Annotated in this window: 21 protein-coding genes; 13 read left to right on the forward strand and 8 right to left on the reverse strand. The window is 64.4% G+C overall.

Features of this window, described 5'->3' with window-relative positions:
* Positions 1-2: 2 nt before the first annotated feature.
* The 3 genes from KVY23_RS09570 to KVY23_RS09580 are packed head-to-tail and all read right to left on the reverse strand — an operon-like array spanning position 3 to position 3,203.
* Positions 3-1,313, reverse strand: a complete 1,311-nt coding sequence (locus tag KVY23_RS09570) for an alpha-amylase family glycosyl hydrolase (RefSeq protein ID WP_230556216.1) — start codon at positions 1,311-1,313, stop codon at positions 3-5.
* Positions 1,310-2,470 (reverse strand): alpha-hydroxy-acid oxidizing protein, encoded by a 1,161-nt coding sequence (locus KVY23_RS09575; RefSeq protein WP_075837901.1) that lies wholly within the window; start codon positions 2,468-2,470, stop codon positions 1,310-1,312. The genes KVY23_RS09570 and KVY23_RS09575 overlap by 4 nt, the downstream gene beginning before the upstream one ends.
* A gap of 31 nt (positions 2,471-2,501) precedes the next feature.
* Positions 2,502-3,203 carry a type 1 glutamine amidotransferase gene (locus KVY23_RS09580; protein WP_230556217.1) on the reverse strand — a complete coding sequence of 234 codons (702 nt, stop codon included), beginning with the start codon at positions 3,201-3,203 and terminating at the stop codon, positions 2,502-2,504.
* 52 nt (positions 3,204-3,255) lie between these two features.
* On the opposite strand from KVY23_RS09580, the gene KVY23_RS09585 reads away from it, so the two are divergent.
* Complete coding sequence (locus KVY23_RS09585) at positions 3,256-5,139, forward strand: DEAD/DEAH box helicase (protein WP_230556218.1); 1,884 nt, start codon at positions 3,256-3,258, stop codon at positions 5,137-5,139.
* A 73-nt stretch (positions 5,140-5,212) separates the two neighbouring features.
* Here KVY23_RS09585 and KVY23_RS09590 read toward each other — a convergent pair whose 3' ends face one another.
* Positions 5,213-5,548: a hypothetical protein gene (locus KVY23_RS09590; protein WP_230556219.1), complete on the reverse strand. Its 336-nt coding sequence runs from the start codon at positions 5,546-5,548 to the stop codon at positions 5,213-5,215.
* On the opposite strand from KVY23_RS09590, the gene KVY23_RS09595 reads away from it, so the two are divergent.
* Genes KVY23_RS09595 through KVY23_RS25090 form a run of 3 tightly spaced genes read left to right on the forward strand, consistent with a single transcriptional unit; the run spans position 5,543 to position 7,409 of the window.
* Entirely contained in the window at positions 5,543-6,280 is a 738-nt protein-coding gene (locus KVY23_RS09595) for a nuclear transport factor 2 family protein (protein ID WP_230556220.1), read from the forward strand. The genes KVY23_RS09590 and KVY23_RS09595 overlap by 6 nt on opposite strands.
* A 25-nt stretch (positions 6,281-6,305) precedes the next feature.
* Entirely contained in the window at positions 6,306-7,028 is a 723-nt protein-coding gene (locus KVY23_RS09600; protein WP_308070619.1) for a trypsin-like peptidase domain-containing protein, read from the forward strand.
* A 27-nt stretch (positions 7,029-7,055) separates the two neighbouring features.
* Positions 7,056-7,409 (forward strand): PDZ domain-containing protein, encoded by a 354-nt coding sequence (locus KVY23_RS25090; protein WP_308070620.1) that lies wholly within the window; start codon positions 7,056-7,058, stop codon positions 7,407-7,409.
* Between the two features lie 10 nt (positions 7,410-7,419).
* On the opposite strand, the gene KVY23_RS09605 is transcribed toward KVY23_RS25090, so the two are convergent.
* Positions 7,420-7,800, reverse strand: coding sequence for a VOC family protein (locus tag KVY23_RS09605; RefSeq protein ID WP_230556221.1), 381 nt, complete (start codon positions 7,798-7,800; stop codon positions 7,420-7,422).
* A gap of 91 nt (positions 7,801-7,891) precedes the next feature.
* Here KVY23_RS09605 and KVY23_RS09610 point away from each other — a divergent pair, with 91 nt between their 5' ends.
* The 5 genes from KVY23_RS09610 to KVY23_RS09630 all read left to right on the forward strand — a co-directional run bounded on the left by KVY23_RS09610 (position 7,892) and on the right by KVY23_RS09630 (position 11,462).
* Positions 7,892-8,872, forward strand: coding sequence for an LLM class F420-dependent oxidoreductase (locus KVY23_RS09610; RefSeq protein ID WP_187346687.1), 981 nt, complete (start codon positions 7,892-7,894; stop codon positions 8,870-8,872).
* A 90-nt stretch (positions 8,873-8,962) separates the two neighbouring features.
* The gene (locus tag KVY23_RS09615) at positions 8,963-9,583 is read left to right on the forward strand and encodes an AIM24 family protein (protein ID WP_374108707.1); all 621 of its coding nucleotides are present in this window, start codon (positions 8,963-8,965) and stop codon (positions 9,581-9,583) included.
* A 1-nt stretch (position 9,584) separates the two neighbouring features.
* The gene (locus KVY23_RS09620; RefSeq protein WP_230556222.1) at positions 9,585-10,262 is read left to right on the forward strand and encodes an AIM24 family protein; all 678 of its coding nucleotides are present in this window, start codon (positions 9,585-9,587) and stop codon (positions 10,260-10,262) included.
* A 12-nt stretch (positions 10,263-10,274) separates the two neighbouring features.
* Positions 10,275-11,018, forward strand: a complete 744-nt coding sequence (locus KVY23_RS09625; RefSeq protein WP_230556223.1) for an AIM24 family protein — start codon at positions 10,275-10,277, stop codon at positions 11,016-11,018.
* Positions 11,019-11,084: 66 nt separating this feature from the next.
* A complete protein-coding gene (locus KVY23_RS09630) occupies positions 11,085-11,462 on the forward strand; it encodes a hypothetical protein (protein WP_075837875.1) in 378 nt (125 codons plus the stop codon).
* Between the two features lie 360 nt (positions 11,463-11,822).
* On the opposite strand, the gene KVY23_RS09635 is transcribed toward KVY23_RS09630, so the two are convergent.
* The gene (locus KVY23_RS09635; RefSeq protein WP_374108708.1) at positions 11,823-12,203 is read right to left on the reverse strand and encodes a transposase; all 381 of its coding nucleotides are present in this window, start codon (positions 12,201-12,203) and stop codon (positions 11,823-11,825) included.
* Between the two features lie 127 nt (positions 12,204-12,330).
* Between KVY23_RS09635 and KVY23_RS09640 the strand changes: the two genes are divergently transcribed.
* Genes KVY23_RS09640 through argG form a run of 4 tightly spaced genes read left to right on the forward strand, consistent with a single transcriptional unit; the run spans position 12,331 to position 17,870 of the window.
* Positions 12,331-12,918: a GNAT family N-acetyltransferase gene (locus tag KVY23_RS09640; protein ID WP_230556224.1), complete on the forward strand. Its 588-nt coding sequence runs from the start codon at positions 12,331-12,333 to the stop codon at positions 12,916-12,918.
* A 58-nt stretch (positions 12,919-12,976) separates the two neighbouring features.
* Complete coding sequence (locus KVY23_RS09645; RefSeq protein ID WP_206509115.1) at positions 12,977-15,352, forward strand: lysylphosphatidylglycerol synthase transmembrane domain-containing protein; 2,376 nt, start codon at positions 12,977-12,979, stop codon at positions 15,350-15,352.
* The gene (locus KVY23_RS09650) at positions 15,352-16,434 is read left to right on the forward strand and encodes a DNA alkylation repair protein (RefSeq protein ID WP_230556225.1); all 1,083 of its coding nucleotides are present in this window, start codon (positions 15,352-15,354) and stop codon (positions 16,432-16,434) included. Before KVY23_RS09645 ends, KVY23_RS09650 begins: the two co-directional genes overlap by 1 nt.
* Before the next feature lie 17 nt (positions 16,435-16,451).
* Positions 16,452-17,870, forward strand: coding sequence for an argininosuccinate synthase (gene argG / locus KVY23_RS09655; protein WP_230556226.1), 1,419 nt, complete (start codon positions 16,452-16,454; stop codon positions 17,868-17,870).
* Positions 17,871-17,882: 12 nt separating this feature from the next.
* On the opposite strand, the gene KVY23_RS09660 is transcribed toward argG, so the two are convergent.
* Together KVY23_RS09660 and KVY23_RS09665 are read right to left on the reverse strand one after the other, a co-directional pair.
* On the reverse strand, positions 17,883-18,176 hold the full coding sequence (locus KVY23_RS09660; RefSeq protein WP_075839278.1) for a putative quinol monooxygenase: 294 nt from the start codon (positions 18,174-18,176) through the stop codon (positions 17,883-17,885).
* Between the two features lie 38 nt (positions 18,177-18,214).
* The gene (locus tag KVY23_RS09665) at positions 18,215-19,033 is read right to left on the reverse strand and encodes a spermidine synthase (RefSeq protein ID WP_230556227.1); all 819 of its coding nucleotides are present in this window, start codon (positions 19,031-19,033) and stop codon (positions 18,215-18,217) included.
* Positions 19,034-19,043 lie beyond the last annotated feature (10 nt).

Below are 19,043 nucleotides of genomic sequence, written 5' to 3' on the forward strand. Positions count from 1 at the left end.
AGCTACTTCCTACCGAAGACAGCCCAGCCGTGCGGCGGCACGGTGACGCGGCCACCCTCGACGGTCGCTTGACCAGCCAGTACGTCGCCGCCGAGCGAGTAATCGATGGGGTCGTCACCGAGATCGAGCACGACGTGGACATGATCGTCACCGGCGTAGGCGCGGTACACCAACGCGGTATTGGTCAGCTCGAGAGTCTCGGTGCGTGCGTAGTGCAGCCAGGGATTACGCCTGCGTAGACCGATCAACTCCTGATGCAGGCGATACATCGGCCACCCCTCCGGTGCGAGTTCCTCCTTGGTCATGGGGAACTCGGGACGAACATCGTCGTCGCCACCGACGCGCTCCTCCTTGACACCACGGAAGCCCTGCTCGTCGCCGTAGTAGATCATCGGGGTGCCCCCGGTGGTGAAGAGAACGACCAGTGCGTGCGCGTGGTGCCGTTCGTCGGCGATGGTGCTCGCGATGCGGTTGACGTCGTGATTGCCGACGAATGTGGCGGGCACGAACGTCTCCAGCCAGTCGTTGTGCCGACCCAGTGCGTGGGAGAGTTCGAAGAAGTTCGTCTCCGAGATAGCGCTCCATGTCGCTTTCCACAGCTCGTACTGCGTCACCGAGTCCACCGTGCTGTGCTGAACGAACTGCGCGTAGTCGCCATGGATGACTTCACCGAGAAAATATGCCTCGGGATGCTTCTGCCGCACACGGGGGATCACCGAGGCCCAGAACTCCGTCGGCACAGCGTATGCCGCGTCCAGACGCCACCCGTCGGCACCGCGGCCCAGCCAATGCGACATGACGTCGGCGACGTACTGCTGGACATCGGCATTGCCGTGGTTCAGCGTCACGAGGTGCTCGTGTCCCTCGAAGCTTCGATGCGTGGGGCGCTCGCCCGAGAAGTCCAGATGGAACCACTGTGCCGCGTCCGAACCGGGGCCTGATTCCAGCGCCTGTCGGTACTTCGAGAATCCTTGCGCCACATGGTTGAAGACACCGTCGAGCATGATCTTCAGTCCGCGGCCGTGAGCGGCCTCGACGAGGGTGTCGAAGTCTGCGTCGGTACCGAGCCGCGCATCGATATGAAGATAGTCGACGGTTTCGTATCCATGCCCCTCCGAGGCGAAAATCGGCCCCAGCGCGATCCCCGAGGCTCCGAGTTCGACTGCGTAGTCCAGCCATTCGACGACCTTGAGCAGTCGATGCTCCTCCGCCAGTGATGTTCCGTCCCAATCATGGACAGGTGCCCCGGCGAAACCGAGCGGGTAGACATGCCACCAGATCGAGTGGGCGACCCAGGATGGAGTTGCACTCATGCGGAGATCACCGACTCGCGTCCCAGTTCTGCAGCGCCGGTGTGACCGGACAGGCTGGTGACGAGATCGAATTCGGCAAGGATGCAGCGCAAGACGTGCTCCACGCCCGACTGGCCGCCGAGCGCGAGACCGTAGAGGAAAGGTCGGCCCAGCAGCACCGCATCGGCGCCGAGCGCAAGCGCTTTCGCCATGTCCGCACCTGTTCTGACGCCGGAGTCGAACAGCACGGTCAACCGATCGCCGACGGCATCGACGATACCGGGCAGGGCATCCAATGATGCTCGTGCGCCATCGATCTGGCGGCCACCATGATTGGACACCACGATACCGTCGACTCCATGCTCTGCCGCGGCACGTGCGTCCACCTCGGTGCAGATTCCCTTCAGCACGATCGGACCGTCCCAGTGCTCGCGCAGAAAGCCGAGCTGCGACCAGTTCAAACCGGGATTGGGGAACATCTTCGCCCAATGCATCGCGGCAGCAACGGGGTTGGCCTCGACCGACTGCTCGAGCCCGGCCAGGAACGCCGGGTCGGTGAGGTAATTCTCGATACCGAGATTCGCCAGGAAGGGCAGGTAACCGCGATCGAGATCGGCGGGTCGCCAGCCGAGCATCGTGGTGTCCAGGGTCAGGACCAGCGTGGTGAAGCCGGATTTCTTCGCGCGGTCCAGAAAGCTGAGCAGCACCGATTCATCGGTGGGCCAATACAACTGGTACCATCGCGGGGCATCGCCACCGGCCTCGGCGATCTGCTCGAACGAGTGCGAGGCCTGGGTGGAGTGAATGTACGGCACCCCCAGTGACGCCGCTGCGCGTGCGGAGGCGAGCTCGCCCTCCGGGTGCGCCAAAGTCTGAACTCCCACCGGTGCGATCAGCAACGGCGCGGGCATCTCGGTGCCGAGAACTGTGGTGGAGTGATCACGTTCGGCGGCGCTGCGAAGCATCCGAGGAGCAATGCGCCAGCGGTCGAAAGCATCCCGATTGGCGCGAGCGGTGGACCCGCTGCCCGCGCTCGCCACGATGTACCCCAGCGCCTCCGGCGTCAGCGTGGCAGCCGCCTGCTCCTCGAGCTTCGCAAGATTCGTCGTGATCTGCGGCCGCTGATCGGTGAACATGCCCTGCGCGTAGATGCCGATCTGGTGGTCACTGAAGTTCATGACCTCCACCGTAATAGCAGAGCCGGTCCGATCAGCGCGATTGACGCCCGATCCACGCGTCGAGCAGGGCGCTGCAGCGGGCACGCGCGTCCCGTTCGCCTGCCTCGAGGTCTTCCCGAATCGCCGCGACCAGCTGACGATCGTGTTCGACACCGTCGCGTGCCCACGCGTGCGCCCAGGAGTCGAAGGTATCGACGTCGATCTCGGGGTGGAACTGCACTCCCAGGTGGGGACCTGCCGTGAAGGCCTGCTGGCCGGCATCGTTGCGAGCGATCACCGTTGCGCTGTCGGGGGCTACGAAGGTGTCGCCGTGGAACTGCATCCACGGACCGCTGCCGACCAACTCGGGGCAGTCGGACTCGATGTCTGTCATCCCGTATTCCGGCCAGTCGGACTTGGTCACGGTTCCGCCGAGGATCTGCGCGAGCAGTTGGCCGCCGAAGCAGACGCCGAGAATGGGTACGTCGAGGCCGATGGCGCGTTCGAGGTAGGCGGTTTCGGGGCCGACCCATGGATTGAGGTCGTAGGCCGCATCGGGGGAGCCCATGACCACGACCATCGCGGCGTCGCCGAGTGGTGGTGGCGTCGATGCGGATGCGTAGTCGAAGGAGTGCACCTGCAACTGAAATCCGCGTTGCTGAAGTTCGGGTATGAACGTGCCGATGTTGCGGTAGCCCAGGGCCGGATCTCGGTCGTGGACCAGTACGACGGCTCTGCTGTTCGTCTCGGACACGGCGCTCCCTCCGGTTCTGCTGCGCACGGTAACCGCAGACTACGGTGTGTCCGTGCCACCTCGTCGACGCAAGCCCACCACTAGGAAACCGGCACGCAAGAAACCTGTCCGCAAGACTGCCTCACCCGATCTGCGGCCACCGGATCCCGGTGAGCGCGTCTGGGTACTCGACGTCCCATTCGAGGACCGCAGTCTCGCCTCGGCGTCGGGCGCGCGGTGGTACCCCGGGCCGCGAGTGTTCGCCTACTACGGAACCGAGCTGCCCGACGGTCTTGTCTCGTTCGAGTCGATGCCTTACAGCCTGCAGCGCTGGATCGAGGACGACTGCAACGAAAGCTGGCGGCCCGAGACAGTTCATGAACGGTCGATGACTCCTCGCGAGACGCAGCTGGAATCGGTGCGCCGTCAGCTCGGTGCCATGTCCGGCGGCTTCCCGTATTTCGCGCAGATGGACTCGACGGGGCTCGGGAAGACACTGGCCGTCTGCGAGGCCGTCCGCCAGATGGATGACGATACGACGAACACAGTCCTCGTCGTCGCTCCCAAGGGCGCACTTCCTGGTTGGAGGCGCACCATCGCCGACTCGGAGGCCGATCTCGATCCGGCCGACCGCAGGCGCTGGTTGCTGGTGACGTATCAGTCGACGAAGAAGCTGCTGACGGTTCCGGAAGACATCGACCTGGGCAAGCGCAAGAAGACCCAGAACAAGCGGACCATCGCGCTCGGTGAACTCCGCTTCGACATCGACGTCGTCATCGCCGACGAGTCGCACGCGCTGATGAACATCGAATCGCAGCAGTCACAGATCGTATGGCGGTATCAGGAGGCTGCGCGGGCGGTGGTGTGGATGTCGGCGACGCCGGGGTACCAGCCGATGCACTTCGCTTACATGGCGCGGGCCATCGAACAGAGCCGCGGCACCACGATCATCGGCGACGAGGACACCCTCGGTTACGCCGTCACGACCAAGTGGGCGACGTTTCTGCAAGCGGAGGAGTTCGCGCTGAAGGAAGGCAAGGCTGCCGGCCTGAAGACCTGGAGGTGGGAGCCCGAGGACGCCGCCCGACGCGAACGCGACATCGGTGCCATCCACGGTTGGCTGGCGGGCGGGTCCGTGCCGTGGTCGATCTCCCGGCCATCACCGCCGACGCCCCGGGAGCCTCTCGGCCAGGAGCTGACCGCGGCTCAGAAGCGTCTGTACAACTCGGCGTGGGTGGACTATCGGCGAGAATTGGGCCTGCCGCTGTGGAAATCCGTCGGTGGTAGGCGCGTACTGCAGAAGAATCCCAGTACGCGCGCCGCTGCCCTTCGTTTCCGGCAGAAGTGCTCGTATCTTCGGATCCCGGCGACTGCCGACCAGGTTCGAGCCTGGGTCCGCGAGGGCAATCAGGTGTTCGTCTCGATGTTCTACCGCGAGTCCGTCGCTGCGCTGGCCGAGACGTTGCGCGAGGAGGGTCTCGTCGTCGCTGTCGTCGACGGCAGCATGAGCAGTAGTGATCAGGAACTGGAAATTCGACGGTTCCAGACCGGTGCGGCCCCGGTGATCGTCTCCACCACGACGAGTGCGATCAACCTCCACACCAACGAGCTGCTACTGCCGGACAAGCATCATCAGGTCACTCCGCAGGCTCCGCTCCAGTCCGTGTCGACCGCGGCCCCGCGCGTGACGCTCATTCATGATCCGCGGTGGACTCCCATCGACATCCGCCAGATCGAGGGCCGCGCGAACAGGATCGACAACGACCACAACCACACCACTTCGACCTGCTACTACGGCTACGCCGAGGGCACCGTCGAGGAGGAGATGGTGTTGACGGGTATCGAGCGGATCGCCGATCTGGGCTCCATCGTCGGACAGTCGGACCTCATCGATCCGGAAGCCTTCCTCGCTGCACGAGCGGACGACCGGAATGGGAACATACATTCGATACCGTGATAGTCTCGCAAAGCCGTCCGAGAGCGACCACTCGCGGACGGTCCAAACAAGATGCGGACGGTCCAAACAAGATTCAGGGCGGTAGCGACCATGACGGGTGCCGAGGATGTCGACGCCAGATGCCGCCGGTGACTTCTCGTCGACCCTCCATCGATCGGGCGATCGATGGATCGAGAGCGCGCCCTCGCGGTGCGCCCGCGGTCATGCCCTCGGCCCGCGAACCGTGCTGGTCGGTTCGAGGGCATGCTCCTGCGGCCGCGGACATCACCGCACCCACGTGTGCCGCACGTGCGAGGACGTCACCTTCACTCCGCCCCTCGGCCCCGCCTGCTCCGACGCGAGTTTCGACTCCCGAGCGAGCGACCGGCCGACGTGAGGTCCGCGTAGCGGTAGCGTCGAGGTCGTGCACACCCCTGAGGAGTTGCTTGCAGCCGCCCAAGGCTCACCCGCCGCTGTCGCGGTGCACGATCGTCAGGCGTGGGTAGACCTGTATGCGGACGCCGGCGAGGTCAATGATCCCGTCGGATCACGGCCACACCGCGGCCGCGAAGCCATCGAACGTTTCTACGACACCTTCATCGCGCCGAACACCATCGAATTCCACTTCGAGAGCGAGGCCGTTTCCGGCATGTCCGTGGTGCGGGACCTCAGCCTCGTAACCGTCATGTCCACCGGCGCGAGGCTCGAGGTGCCGATGCATCTTCGCTACGACTTCGTCGAGGAGAACGGAACGCTGAAAATTGCCCGACTCGCTGCGCATTGGGAACTCGCGACGATGATCGGGCAGCTGCTGCGCGCAGGCATTCCTGGGCTCGTCGCGTCCGCGAAGCTCACTCCGCAGCTGATCGGGAATCAGGGTCTGAGCGGCGCGATGGGATTTCTGGGCGGATTCCGTGGCGTCGGGAGCAAGGGCAAGACCGTCGCCGAGCATGAGCTGCGCGCGTTGCACCGGCCCGCCGATGGAGCGGATGTTTCCGCCGAGGAGCTGCGCCGCGCACGCTTTCGGAAGTGGATCGCAGCAGGCAGAACAGTGAGTGTTTCCGCCGAATTCGACTCCGGCCCGGGCATCGTGTTCGTCGAATTCACCCAACGCGCCCTGCAGGTCGAGACCATCACGGTATTCAGAACGCACCCGGTGTGAATCGGTGACGGCATAATCGACTGACATGCAGGCAGTCGGTCGGTACGCATTCGTTCTTGCGCTGACTTTCGCTGCGTCCGCGCTGGCCGCACCCCTGGGTCCAGGAGTCCTGGACGCGCCCGAACAAACCCCGCCGGCAGCTGCCCCACCCGTCGCTCTGCCGCCACCTCCACCGCCGGCACCACTGACCCTCGAACAACTCTCCGCCCAAATCGATCCGACTATTGTCACCCTCTCCGCCGAGTTCGGGCTCTACGGCGTCGCGGGCACCGGCTTCGTCGTCGACCCCGACGGGTTGGTGCTCACCAACTTCCACGTTGTCGAGGAGGCGACCGACATCACGGCCGTACATCAGGGCAACGGACTCATCTACGACGCGTCGGTGCTGGGCTACGACAGAACGCGCGATCTCGCCGTGCTGCAGTTGGCCACCGCCTCGAACCTCCAGGTCGCGGCGATCGGCACCTCGGCGAACGTGGCGGTGGGCGATCCGGTGACCGCCGTCGGGAACGCCGATGGCGCGGGCGCCCTGGTGCCTGCACCGGGCAAGATCGTTGCTCTCGATCGGTCGGTGCTGGCGCAGAGCTCGGTGAACGGCTCGCGCAACGAACTGACCGGGATGATCCAGATCGATGCCGATGTGCGGTCCGGTGATTCAGGTGGCCCACTCGTCGATGCGTGGGGGAGCGTCATCGGCGTCGACGCTGCGGGTCTGTCCGAAGAGGCCCGCCAGACCCAGGCGCCCTAGGCGTACGCCATCCCCATCGACGACGCCATGGCTGTTTTCGAGCAGGTACGCACGGGCCGCTCGGGAGGCACCGTCCACGTCGGTCCGACGCCCTATCTCGGTATCGGAGTGCGCGACGTTTCGGCCTTCCGCGCAAGCGGGCCGACCCAGGGCGCAGTGATCGCGTCCGTCGCATCCGACTCACCGGCAGAACGCTCCGGTCTCCTGAGGGGCGATGTGATCGTCTCGTTCGACGGTCGCGCTGTCCGCAACTCGGACGAGCTGACCGGAGAGATGATCGGACGTCGCCCCGGCGACCGCATCGATCTCGAATGGGTCAGTGAGCAGGGCGTACTTCAGCAGCGCACGGTCACTCTCGAGCAAGGCTCGCCCACCGCCTGAGGGTGCACCTTCACGCTTGCAGCACGGACAGCACGTTGCCCGCCGGATCGGTGAACCAGGCGATCAGCGGACCACCCTTGCGGAAGATGCCCCGCTCGTCGGTACCCATCTCCGGATACTGCTGACAATGCACCCCTTTCGAATTCAATGCATCCACCGCCGCGTCGATGTCCGCGACGGGAAAATTGAGAACAGTGTGCTGGGCCGGCTTGTGGTGCTCACGCGGGTAGATCAACACCTCACACCCTTCGCCGAGTTGCAGATGCAGCAGTCCCATCTCGCCGTCGACGACGGTGAGTCCAAGGGTGTCCGCGTAGAAGGCACGGGCGGCGTCGATGTCATCGACCCCGAAGCCCGAGAACGGCGGTCGAGTGAGCTCGAGTGTCGGCATGACTGTGATTGTTCACCCGCCGATCGGCGGCTGCAACGGAATCCGGATGTTCGAGATGGCAGACTTCGCGGACGGGAGTAGCGTTTGAACGGTGACTATTCGTCTCGGTTACCAGATGCCCAATTTCAGCTACTCAGGCCCTGTCGCAGAGCTGTTTCCCAAGGTCATCGCGCAAGCGCGCGAGGCCGAAGCAGCCGGATTCGACACTGCATTCGTCATGGACCACTTCTACCAACTACCCGGGATCGGCAAGCCCGACGAACCGATGCTCGAGGCGTACTCGGCACTGTCCGCGTTGGCCACCGCCACCGACACCATCCAGCTGTCGGCACTCGTCACCGGGAACACCTACCGAAACCCGGCGATCCTCGCCAAGACAGTCACCACCCTCGACGTCGTCAGCGGCGGACGCGCGATCCTCGGCATCGGCGCAGGATGGTTCGAGCTCGAACACACCAGTTTCGGCCTCGAATTCGGTACGTTCACCGATCGTTTCGAACGCCTCGACGAGGCGCTGCAGATCATCGAACCGATGCTGCGCGGGCAGCGTCCCACCTTCGACGGCCTGTGGTACCAGGTCGAGGAGGCCATCAACGAGCCGCGCCTGCGTGACGACCTCCCGATCATGCTCGGCGGCGGTGGTGAAAAGAAGACCTTCGGTCTCGCTGCGCAGTTCGCCGATCACCTCAACATCATTTGCAACGCAAGCGAACTGCCTCGCAAGGTCGAGGCCGTGCAAGCGCGCTGCGAGGAAGTCGACCGCGACCCGAAGGATCTCGAAACCAGCTTCCTCGCGTTCGTCATCATCGACGAGGACGGCGACAAAGCACGCACGCTCCAGAACGACTACCTGCTCTCGAACGGTATCGACTTGTCGAATCTGTCCGAGGACGAGAAGACCGCCGCTACCGACCGGGCTTTCTGCGGAACGCCGGACGACGTCGCCGAACAGGTGCAGACGCGTGTGCTCGACCACGGCATCGACGGAGTCATCATCAACCTGGTCACCAACGGCCACGAGCCCGGCATCGTCGAACTCGCCGGAAAGGCACTGCGCCCACTGATCCAGTAGGCCCGGAGGTCCAGTTGCACTGCAAGGCCAGTTGCACTGCAAGGTCCAGTTGCACTGACACGGGGGGACTGTGCGTGGCATAGTCTTCCCGTGGCTCAGCTGACAACCAACGGGCACCGCGTGCTCGTCGCGAATCTCACTGGCGATTCGCTGCGCGCGATCTCCGGATCGATGGTCGCGTACGAGGGCGACGTCGCCTTCAAGAACGCCGGCATGGGCGGGGGGGGCCTGCGTGCCGCGCTCAAACAAAAGGTCACCGGCGAATCCCTGTCTCTCATGGAGGTTTCCGGGAAAGGCATCGTTTACTTTGCCGTCGATGCGCAGGACATCACCATCGTCGAATTGGCGAACGACTCGATGCACGTCGAGGCTTCGCAGTTGCTCGCCCTCACCGGTCAGATCAAGACCGAAGTCAAGTTCTCGGGGCTTCGCGGAGCATCCTCGGGTCAGGGATTGTTCACCACCATCGTCAGCGGAACGGGTTCGGTGGCACTGCTCTCTGCGGGTGGTCCGCTCATCGCCCTGGCGGTGGACCCGCAATATCCCCTCGTCGTCGATCCCGATGCATTCGTCGCGCATCGCGGATCACTGAATCAGAGCTTCGTCACCGACGTCACCTGGCGATCGGCTATCGGCGGCGGAAGCGGCGAGGCGTTCTCGCTACGGTTCGACGGCCAAGGCGTCGTCTACATCCAACCCGAGGAGCGTTGACGTGCCACTCGAACTCGTCAACAGCAAAGTCGTCAAATCGACGCTCGCACCCGGACAGAACGTGTTGGCGCGCAAGGGCGCAATGTTGTACTACACCGGCGACGTCCACTTCATCCCACACTCGATGGGCGGAGCTGCCAGCGGCATGCCGAGCATGGGCGGCGTCGCCGGGATGGCGGGTCGGATGATGTCCGGCGAACACGTAGCGATGATGGCGGCCGAGGGTCAGGGTGAGGTGTTCTACGGTCACGCTGGGCTCTACGTCGAGGTGATTCATCTCGACGGCTCGTCCATGCTCACCGTCGAAGCCGACCGACTCCTGGTGCACGACGGCTACTTGCAGAGCTCGATCGTCGCACTCACCTCCCAGGGCGGAGTACGCGGTGCCGTCCGCGGCGCTATGACGGGGCAGGGATTGTTCACGACGCAGTTGACCGGGCAGGGAAGCGTCGCAGTCCTCTCGCACGGCGGCGCAATCCCACTTCAGGTCGGGCCGCAGCACCCCCAGGTCGTCGTCGATCCGCAGGCGTACGTCTGCCATATCGGCAATATCAGCGTCGACATCTCGGCGAACGTCGGTTGGCGTGACGCTGTAGGGCGTGGCAGCGGCGAAGCGATTCAGCTGAAGATGACGGGTACGGGCACCGTGTGGGTCCAGGCCTCCGAGCAGAAGTTCTGACAGGAGCATCACATGGGCCTCGAAATCCACACCCCGTATACCCTGCCAGTCAACGACAACGTCCCCGGCAACGACTACGCATTCTGCGTCGAACTCGACGGTCAGCCATGGTTCACATCCAAGGGCGCGATGATCGCCTACTACGGCAATGTGCGGTTCGAGCCACTCGGTCAGACATCGATGCCGGCCATCGTCGCCGCGCGCTTCTCGTCGCCGCTGTACTCGAACGACTGGGTCCTCGCGCAGGGCCAGGGCAAGCTGATCCTCGGTGATCGCGGATTCAACATCAACTCGTACGACCTGGACGACGGCAACCTGACCATCCGGGCATCGAACCTGCTCGCATTCCAGCCGACCCTGGATCTGAAGCAGTCCATCGTCCCCGGATTTCTGACGCTGCTGGGCACGGGCAAGTTTTTGGCCTCATCCAACGGGCCCGTGATGTTCGCCGAACCACCACTGCGCATCGACCCGGAGGCCCTCGTAGGCTGGGCCGACTGCCCGTCCCCGTCACACCACTTCGATGCCGGCTGGATGCAAAATTTCCTCGGCGCGGCCCGCGGGTTCCTCGGCGCCAACAGCGGGGAGGAACGCCAGTTCGACTTCACCGGCGCCGGGACCGTCCTGATCCAGTCGAGCGAGAAGGTGCTCGACGACGGTCACCTGCTCCGGCACATCGAGTCGCAAACCGTCACCCTCGGGCAGAACAGTCTCAGGGCGCTCCACAACACCATCGGGTCGCAGTTGCAGCAGTGACGCCGGGAGCGGAGCCTGCGGAGTGACCCCAGTGCTTCCGGGAGCGAACAGGCGCACACTGGAGAGATGACCAACAATGGACCGTTCAATATCGACCCCGAGGACTTCGATCGCTTCGCCAAGGAAGCGAGCGACGGACTGCGGGACGTAGTCGATCAGGTAGGCAAGATCATCGGTGGGTCCGGAGCCGTCGGCCCGTGGGGCGCGTTCTTCGGCGAAGCGGCCACGCCGCGCGCCAAGCCGGCGCCCGAACCGGAGACCACCGGCGAGAAGGGTGACGGCGTGTGGGCCATCTACACCGTCGACGAGGACGGATCTGCCCACATCGACCAGGTATACAGTTCCGAGCTCGATGCCCTGCGCGCCCACAAGGACAACGTCGACCCCACGCGTCGGCTGCGTTTCCTGCCCTACGGCGTCAGCGTCAGCGCGCTCGAAGGCTAGTGAAGCGAGTTCAAGATGCCATGCAGCCGCATCACGCTCGAATCCCGAGGCGATCAGGACCAAAGCGACCTCGATCTACTCCAGAAGTTCCGGGCACAGAAGGTGATTACCTCGGGTCTACGTGTGCATCACAGCGTCGGGAGAGTCGAACCAGCGCTCTGGGTGGCTGACATCGTGTGCGGCGCGGTGGTACAAGACCGCGTGGGAGACAGCAGCTATTTGCACAAGATCAGCGAAGCCGTCGAGATCCACCACATCTGACCCCGGACACTACGCAAGCCACAGGCCTCGTCATCCGGCGAGTAATCCTGTGGCTCACTTCCAGCCCCACCTCGATGGAGCGGCGATGGGCACAAGATATCAAAGCGAGTTGCGTCGGCGCAACCATCGACAACTGACACGAAACCCCACTGCGTCAAGAAATACGGCCATTGTTACTGATGTGGGGGGGGTATCGGCGGCCGGGTAGTGACGGTCGGTGTCCTCCGAGATTGAGCATGGCCAAGGAGATGAGCACTTCGGACGGGCAAAGCCGAAAGCGATGCGAGTGAGGAGTCGGATCTTGGTGTTCACGGATTCGACGAGTGCGTTGGACAGGCCGTGTTCGATGGCGACAACGATCTGTTCGCGGTGTGCGGCGACAGCGACCCGCACCCAAAGCGCTGTTCGACAGCGCGGTGCACAACGCAATACCCGTCTTCCAGAGGCCGTACGTGTGGCCGGAAGTGAATCAGCGGGCACACCGCTTTGGGACGACGTGCAGCGTGTCGTACTCGAGGCCGGCTGGGTCCAGGAGGCGGGGAAGCGTTCGACGTACGCGCATCGCAGGGGTCTCGACCTGAACAATGATTCCCGTATCGTCCCTGATGTGACCTTTCTGCACCCGGTAACGCTCAGCGACGACGTCGTGACGCTCGAGCCGCTGAGCCACGAGCATCTCGAGGGCCTGTGCGACGCCGCTCGCGACGGTGACTTGTGGAATCTTTGGTACACCGCTGTTCCGAGGCCCGAGGAGATGGCGGCCGAGATCGACCGACGCCTCGGGTTGCTCGAGGCACAATCGATGCTTCCGTTCACTCTGCGCCGCAACGACACCGGACAGATCATCGGCATGACTACGTTCATGAACGCCGATGCAGCCAACCGTCGCGTGGAGATCGGTTCCACCTGGAATGCGGCGTCGGCGCACCGCAGTGGCACCAACACTGCCAGCAAGTTGCTTCTTCTCGGCTACGCCTTCGAGGAATTGAACTGCATTGCAGTGGAATTCCGAACGCACTGGATGAACATGCAATCTCGAACCGCCATCGCGAACCTGGGCGCGAAGCAGGACGGCGTATTGCGCAATCACCAGCGCATGCCCGACGGCTCCCTGCGTGACACGGTCGTGTACTCGATCGTCAACTCGGAGTGGCCGGCGGTACGAAACGAGCTTCGCCGGCGTCTGGCGCGCTAGGTTGACTCCCAGCGTTGGCCGACGCATCTCGAGGCCGCACCGAAAGATCCGTCAAACGATACGAGTCGACGGGCGGGAAATCCCGGTGACGGGCCGGCTGCTGCAACCGCCCATCCGCCGCACGAGCGACATTCTGCGAGTAGTCCTGTCGGCCCTGTTGGTGGCGGCAGTCATCGCAGGGTCCCTCATCACCCGCAATCAATGGGCTGCGCTGGAAAGCTCCGTATCGGGCATCGTCGGGGTGCTCAGCCCGGATCAATCCGACCTGGTCTACCTTCTCTACGGCGTGGCGATTCTGGCCCTTCCGTTCGCCATTCTGATCGGATTGATCGCCGGCCGTAAGTGGAAGCTGCTCGCTGGTTACGCGGCGGCGGGCCTGCTCGCTGTGCTCGCGTTGTCGATCACCGGCACCGGTATCTCCACCCCCGAGTGGAATCTGGACGTGCCGGAGCGACTGGATACCTTCCTCGCGCAGTTCCTCGACGATTCGCGCTGGATCGCGATGCTCGCCGCGATTCTCACGGTGTCGGGCCCCTGGCTTCCCGCTCGCTGGCGTCGTGCCTGGTGGTTCCTGCTTCTCGCATTCGTGCCGATGCACCTTTTCGTCAGCACCGTCGTTCCGGCACGGTCGTTGCTGGGATTGGCGGTCGGCTGGTTCATCGGCGCGTTGATCGTGCTCGTCGTCGGCACACCGGCTCTGGAAGTCCCATTGGACGGCGCTGTCCGGCTACTGGCAAAGCGTGGTCATCCCGTCACCTCCTTCACCGTTCTCAAACCGGCCGGACCGGGACCGCTGGTGCTCTCCGCTACCGCCGAGGGCCCGGAACCGGAGATCGTCGTCGAAATGTACGGGCAGAACCAACGCAGCGGCGGGGTGATCAAGCAGGGTTGGCGATGGCTGACATTTCGTGGCAGCGAAAGCGTGCCGATTCACGCCTCGATGCGGCGAGCCGTCGAGCACAGGGCTCTGATGGGCATCGCGATCGGTGAGCTGGGTATCGCAAGCAGTACACCCCTCGCGGTCTCCGTCCTGGACCGCGGCTGGGCACTGTTCGCACACAGTGCACCGCGCGGAAAGGCCGTCGACGAGTCCTCCGAGGATTCGCTGGCGGTGACCATCTGGCACGGCTTGCAGACGCTGCACGAGAGACAGATTTCGCACGGCGATCTGCGGAGCGCCGAGATCTGGGACGACAACGGCACCGCACTGTTCGGGGGTTTCGCTTTCGCCGAGCTCGGGGCCTCGGACGCGCAGATGCAGTCCGATGTTGCGCAGCTACTCATCTCCACCTCGACGCTGTTCGGGGTCGAACGCGCCGTGCGCATCGCTATCGAGACCCTCGGTGAGGACACCGTCGTCACCGCCGCCGGACGGTTGACCAAAGCCGCCATCCCGACGCGGGTCCTCAAATCCGTTCCCGACGGCACCGCCACCATGAAGGCCGTGCGCGAGGAAGTCCTGAACCAGACCGACACCCTGAAGATCGAGCTGGAACAGGTCACGCGATTCTCCCGCTATCAGATCATCCAGCTCGTCCTGCTGATTGCGCTCGTCTACGTCGCGTATCCGTTCATCAGTGCGGTACCGACATTCTTGACCGAGCTCCGCACCGCCAACTGGTGGTGGGCACTGCTGGGCCTTGCAGTGTCTGCGCTGACGTACATCGGTGCCGCGGCAGCACTGTGGGCCTGCGCGTTCGGCAAGGTCAGCTTTTTCAATCTGGTGATCATGCAGGTGGCCAACACTTTTGCCGCGACGACGACCCCGGCGGGCGTGGGTGGCCTGGCGCTGAGTGTGCGCTTCCTGCAGAAGAGTGGCCTCGGAGCCGTCCGGGCCACTGCGGCGGTGGCGCTGGAGCAGTCGGTGCAGGTGATCACCCACGTCAGCCTGCTGATCATGTTCTCCATCGTCGCGGGCACATCCTCGGGGCTCGAGCGCTACGTGCCCGATCCGACGGTGCTGTATCTGATCGCTGGCGTTGCGCTGGGAGCCGTCGGGGCGGCGCTGTTCCTGCCGATCCTGCGTCGGTGGCTACGCGACGCGATACGACCGCAGCTCAAGGAGGTGCTCGGTGAACTCGCTCAGCTCGCGATGGACCCGAAGCGCTTCTCGATCATCATTCTCGGCTGTGCGGCAACAACTCTCGGAGCCGCGCTAGCACTGTGGGCCAGTGTCCAAGCGTTCGGCGGCGGGACGACGTTCATCACCGTGACCGTCGTGACCATGATCGGTGGCACCCTCGCCGCGGCAGCCCCGACCCCGGGAGGCGTCGGTGCCGTCGAGGCGGCCTTGATCGGCGGACTCGCCGCGTTCGGTCTTCCCGCGAGTGTCGCGGTACCGTCGGTGCTTCTCTACCGTGTCCTGACGTGCTGGCTTCCGGTGTTCTTGGGCTGGCCGATTCTGAGATGGATGACCAAGAAGGATATGGTCTGATGCCGACTGCAGACGAGCTGCTCGGCGCGAATGTCGTCCACAATCTGGTCGACTGCCTCGGCGGCGACTTGCCGGCGACCTCCGCTACGGCAGGCGAGTTCGACGGCCTGAGCCTGAGTGATCGCGCCCGCATCGTCCGCGACGCCTTACTCGCCGAACTACCGGCGGACTACCCGCAGTTCGAGGCCGCTATCGAAGCCGCACTGACGAACGACGAGTTCACTGGTTGGATGATCTGGCCGATCAGCGAGGCACTCGCGGTACGTGCGACTTCGGAGGGTGTAGCCGAATTCGACTCCGGGTTAGCCCTTCTCGCCTGGCTGACCTCTCGCCTGACGGGTGAATTCGCGATCCGGACGTTCATGGACGCCGATCTCGATCGAACCCTCGATACGGCCCTGGAGTGGACGCACCACCCGGATCCGCACGTTCGCCGACTGGCATCCGAGGGAACCCGCCCGTTTCTGCCATGGGCCAGACGGGTCGAAGCGCTCACTGCCCGACCGGACGCCACGACCGCGATTCTCGACGCGCTCTACCGCGACGATTCCGAGTTCGTACGCCGCTCGGTTGCAAATCACCTCAACGATCTGAGTCGGACCGATCCCACCCTGGTCGTGGATCGGGCTGCGGCGTGGATGGCCGATCCGGACGCACACACCACACAACTCGTCCGACGCGCACTGCGCTCGTTGATCAAGAAGGGCGATCCGGGCGCCCTGTCGCTTCTCGGTTTCGCACCGACCGAGGGTGTCGAGGCCCGAGATCTGGAGGTGACGCCGAACGAGGTACCGACGGGTGGGTCCGTCACGATCCGCTTCGATCTCGCCAACACTGCGGACTCCGAGCAGTCCGTGGCCGTCGACTACGTCATCCATCATGTCCGTGCCAACGGCAAGCGAAGTCCGAAGGTGTTCAAGCTGACCACCCGCGCGCTCGCGCCCGGATCGACGACGACGATCACGCGGACGCACTCGTTCCGTCCCATCACCACGCGTCGCTATTACCCGGGCGAGCATGTGCTCGAAATTCAGGTCAACGGGTCGATCCTCGCCGGTGCCGTTTTCGAGCTGACCGAGTAGACCGATACCATGCTGGCGTGACCAAGGTACTGCACGAACTTCCCGTCGGTGAGCGCATCGGCATCGCATTCTCCGGCGGCTTGGACACCTCCGTCGCGGTGGCGTGGATGCGCGAACACGGCGCTGTCCCCTATGCCTACACCGCTGACATCGGCCAGTACGACGAACCCGATCTGTCCGACGTGCCCGAGCGCGGTCTCGCGTACGGAGCCGAGCAGGCCCGCCTCGTGGACTGCCGCGAAGCACTCGTCGAGGAGGGTCTCGCCGCGCTGACGTGCGGCGCCTTCCACATCAGATCGGCCAACCAGGTGTATTTCAACACCACCCCACTCGGCCGCGCGGTCACCGGCACCCTGTTGGTGACGGCCATGCGCGAGGACGACGTCTCCATCTGGGGCGACGGATCCACCTACAAGGGCAACGACATCGAGCGGTTCTACCGTTACGGTCTGCTCGCCAACCCCAATCTACGGATCTACAAGCCCTGGCTGGACAAGGCGTTCGTCACCGAGCTCGGTGGCCGCCACGAGATGTCCGAGTGGCTCACCCACCGCGACCTGCCCTACCGGGATTCCGCGGAAAAGGCGTACTCCACCGACGCCAACATCTGGGGCGCCACGCACGAGGCCAAGAGCCTGGAATACCTCGACACCTCGCTCGAGATCGTCTCGCCCATCATGGGTGTCCGCTTCTGGGACCCCGAGGTCGAAATCGAGACCGAGGACGTCACCGTCGAATTCGACAAGGGCCATCCGGTCCGAATCAACGGCAAGACCTTCGCGAGCCCCGTCGACCTGGTGATGGAAGCCAACGCCATCGGCGGTCGCCACGGCCTGGGCATGAGCGATCAGATCGAGAACCGCATCATCGAGGCCAAGAGTCGCGGCATCTACGAGGCTCCAGGCATGGCGCTGCTGCACATCACGTACGAGCGCCTCGTCAACGCCATCCACAACGAGGACACCGTCGCCTCGTACCACAACGAGGGCCGTCGACTCGGACGCCTGCTGTACGAGGGACGCTGGTTCGATCCGCAGGCGCTGATGCTGCGTGAGGGCCTGCAGCGGTGGGTCGGCAACGTGGTGAGCGGCAGCGTGACGGTGCGTCTGCGCCGTGGCCAGGACTTCACCATCGTCGACACCCAGGGCACCAATTTCAGCTACCACCCCGAGAAGCTGTCGATGGAACGCAGCCAGGGCCAGGCCTTCTTCCCCGGCGACCGAATCGGTCAGCTGACGATGCGCAACCTCGACATCGCCGATTCGCGCAGCAAGCTCGAGCAGTACGCGGCTCAGGAGCAGCACACCGCGTGGGCAGACCTCATCGGTGACGTCACCCAGGGCGGCGCGGAAGCGATCTCGGCCTCCACGAGCGACGGCGCCGGAGTCAATTCCGAGGCACTCGATCACGCGGCCATCGAGTCCGGCACCGACTGACGTAAGGGAACGTCAGACGCTGGAGATCGTGTACTTGGTCAGCGCGGGTGCGCCTGCGAGGAGTGGGCCGAGGTCGGTGATCTTGCCTTCGCCGGCCCGGAACTCGCGGTACTTCGCGTCGGCTTCGGCGGAATCCCAGCGCTCGTAGGCGATCCAGTGAGCCTCGTTGTCGGCGTCGACGAGCACGTCGACACCTTGGCAGCCGTCGAACGCACGAGTCTCGGTGAGGACCCGAGCGAGGACGACCTTGGCGTCGTCGAGCTTGGCGGGATCGAAGGTCAGATCGAGCATTGCGATGATCGCCATGTGTATCTCCAGATCGGTTGAGGGTTACCCGGCCCACCCTAATCGCGCAGCACCTTCGCATCGCGGGCGAACTCACGCACCCGTTCGTCCGTCCACATCTGTGCCGGCACTGCGCCGCCGAGCAGTTCGCGTGTCAGCGCCGGATCACCGCCGAGGGGCACATCACTGCCTGCAATGACCACGTTGCCGTATCGGCGGCCCTTGAGCATCGCCGGGTCGGCGATCATCGCCGTGTGCGGAAAGATGCTGCCGATCGTGGCGGCCTCGCGTTTGGTCGTGACGAGATCGCGGGTGTCGCCGCAGTTGACGACGTACATGCCGCCGGGGGCGAGGACGCGTCGGACGTGCTCGGTGAACTCGACGGTCAGCAGCGGCGGCGGTGTCACGGCCCCGGCAAAGACGTCCCGAACGATCAGGTCACGGCTGTCCTGGGTGAGCGATTCGGTCACCTCGCGGGCCTCACCGACGCGGATACGCAGCAGCGGCGCGCGCGGTAGATCGAACCATTCGCGAACGAGTTCGGCCAGCCTGCCGTCGAGTTCGACGACCACCTGCCGCGCGTCGGGGTACTCGGCTGCGAAGCAGCGGGCGAGAGTGCATGCGCCGCCGCCGAGGTGCAGCGCGCGGAGTTTGTCGCTCGCGAACGGGTGATGACGAACGAGCCCGGCCATCCACCGCATGTACTCGAAGTCGAGTTGGGTGGGGTCGTCGATATCGATGTGCGAGCTCGGTACGCCGTTGACGAGGATCGTCCAGCCGTCGGCGGTCAGGGTGTCGCGAACCAGTTCACATGTGCCGGTATCGGTGTCGTAGACCCCGGCGACGGGCCCCGATGACTGCTGCTTCTTCTTAGCCATCGGGTAGCTC

The organism is Rhodococcus sp. I2R, from assembly GCF_020889545.1.
Classification (GTDB): Bacteria; Actinomycetota; Actinomycetes; order Mycobacteriales; family Mycobacteriaceae; genus Rhodococcoides.

What these genes read in the sequence shown, in the direction of transcription:
- KVY23_RS09665 (WP_230556227.1), bottom strand. Translation starts at nt 19,033, where the DNA reads ATGGCTAAGAAGAAGCAGCAGTCATCGGGGCCCGTCGCCGGGGTCTAC.
- KVY23_RS09660 (WP_075839278.1), bottom strand. Translation starts at nt 18,176, where the DNA reads ATGGCGATCATCGCAATGCTCGATCTGACCTTCGATCCCGCCAAGCTC.
- KVY23_RS09625 (WP_230556223.1), top strand. Translation starts at nt 10,275, where the DNA reads ATGGGCCTCGAAATCCACACCCCGTATACCCTGCCAGTCAACGACAAC.
- KVY23_RS09630 (WP_075837875.1), top strand. Translation starts at nt 11,085, where the DNA reads ATGACCAACAATGGACCGTTCAATATCGACCCCGAGGACTTCGATCGC.
- KVY23_RS25090 (WP_308070620.1), top strand. Translation starts at nt 7,056, where the DNA reads ATGGCTGTTTTCGAGCAGGTACGCACGGGCCGCTCGGGAGGCACCGTC.
- KVY23_RS09570 (WP_230556216.1), bottom strand. Translation starts at nt 1,313, where the DNA reads ATGAGTGCAACTCCATCCTGGGTCGCCCACTCGATCTGGTGGCATGTC.
- KVY23_RS09600 (WP_308070619.1), top strand. Translation starts at nt 6,306, where the DNA reads ATGCAGGCAGTCGGTCGGTACGCATTCGTTCTTGCGCTGACTTTCGCT.
- KVY23_RS09575 (WP_075837901.1), bottom strand. Translation starts at nt 2,470, where the DNA reads ATGAACTTCAGTGACCACCAGATCGGCATCTACGCGCAGGGCATGTTC.
- KVY23_RS09650 (WP_230556225.1), top strand. Translation starts at nt 15,352, where the DNA reads ATGCCGACTGCAGACGAGCTGCTCGGCGCGAATGTCGTCCACAATCTG.
- KVY23_RS09605 (WP_230556221.1), bottom strand. Translation starts at nt 7,800, where the DNA reads ATGCCGACACTCGAGCTCACTCGACCGCCGTTCTCGGGCTTCGGGGTC.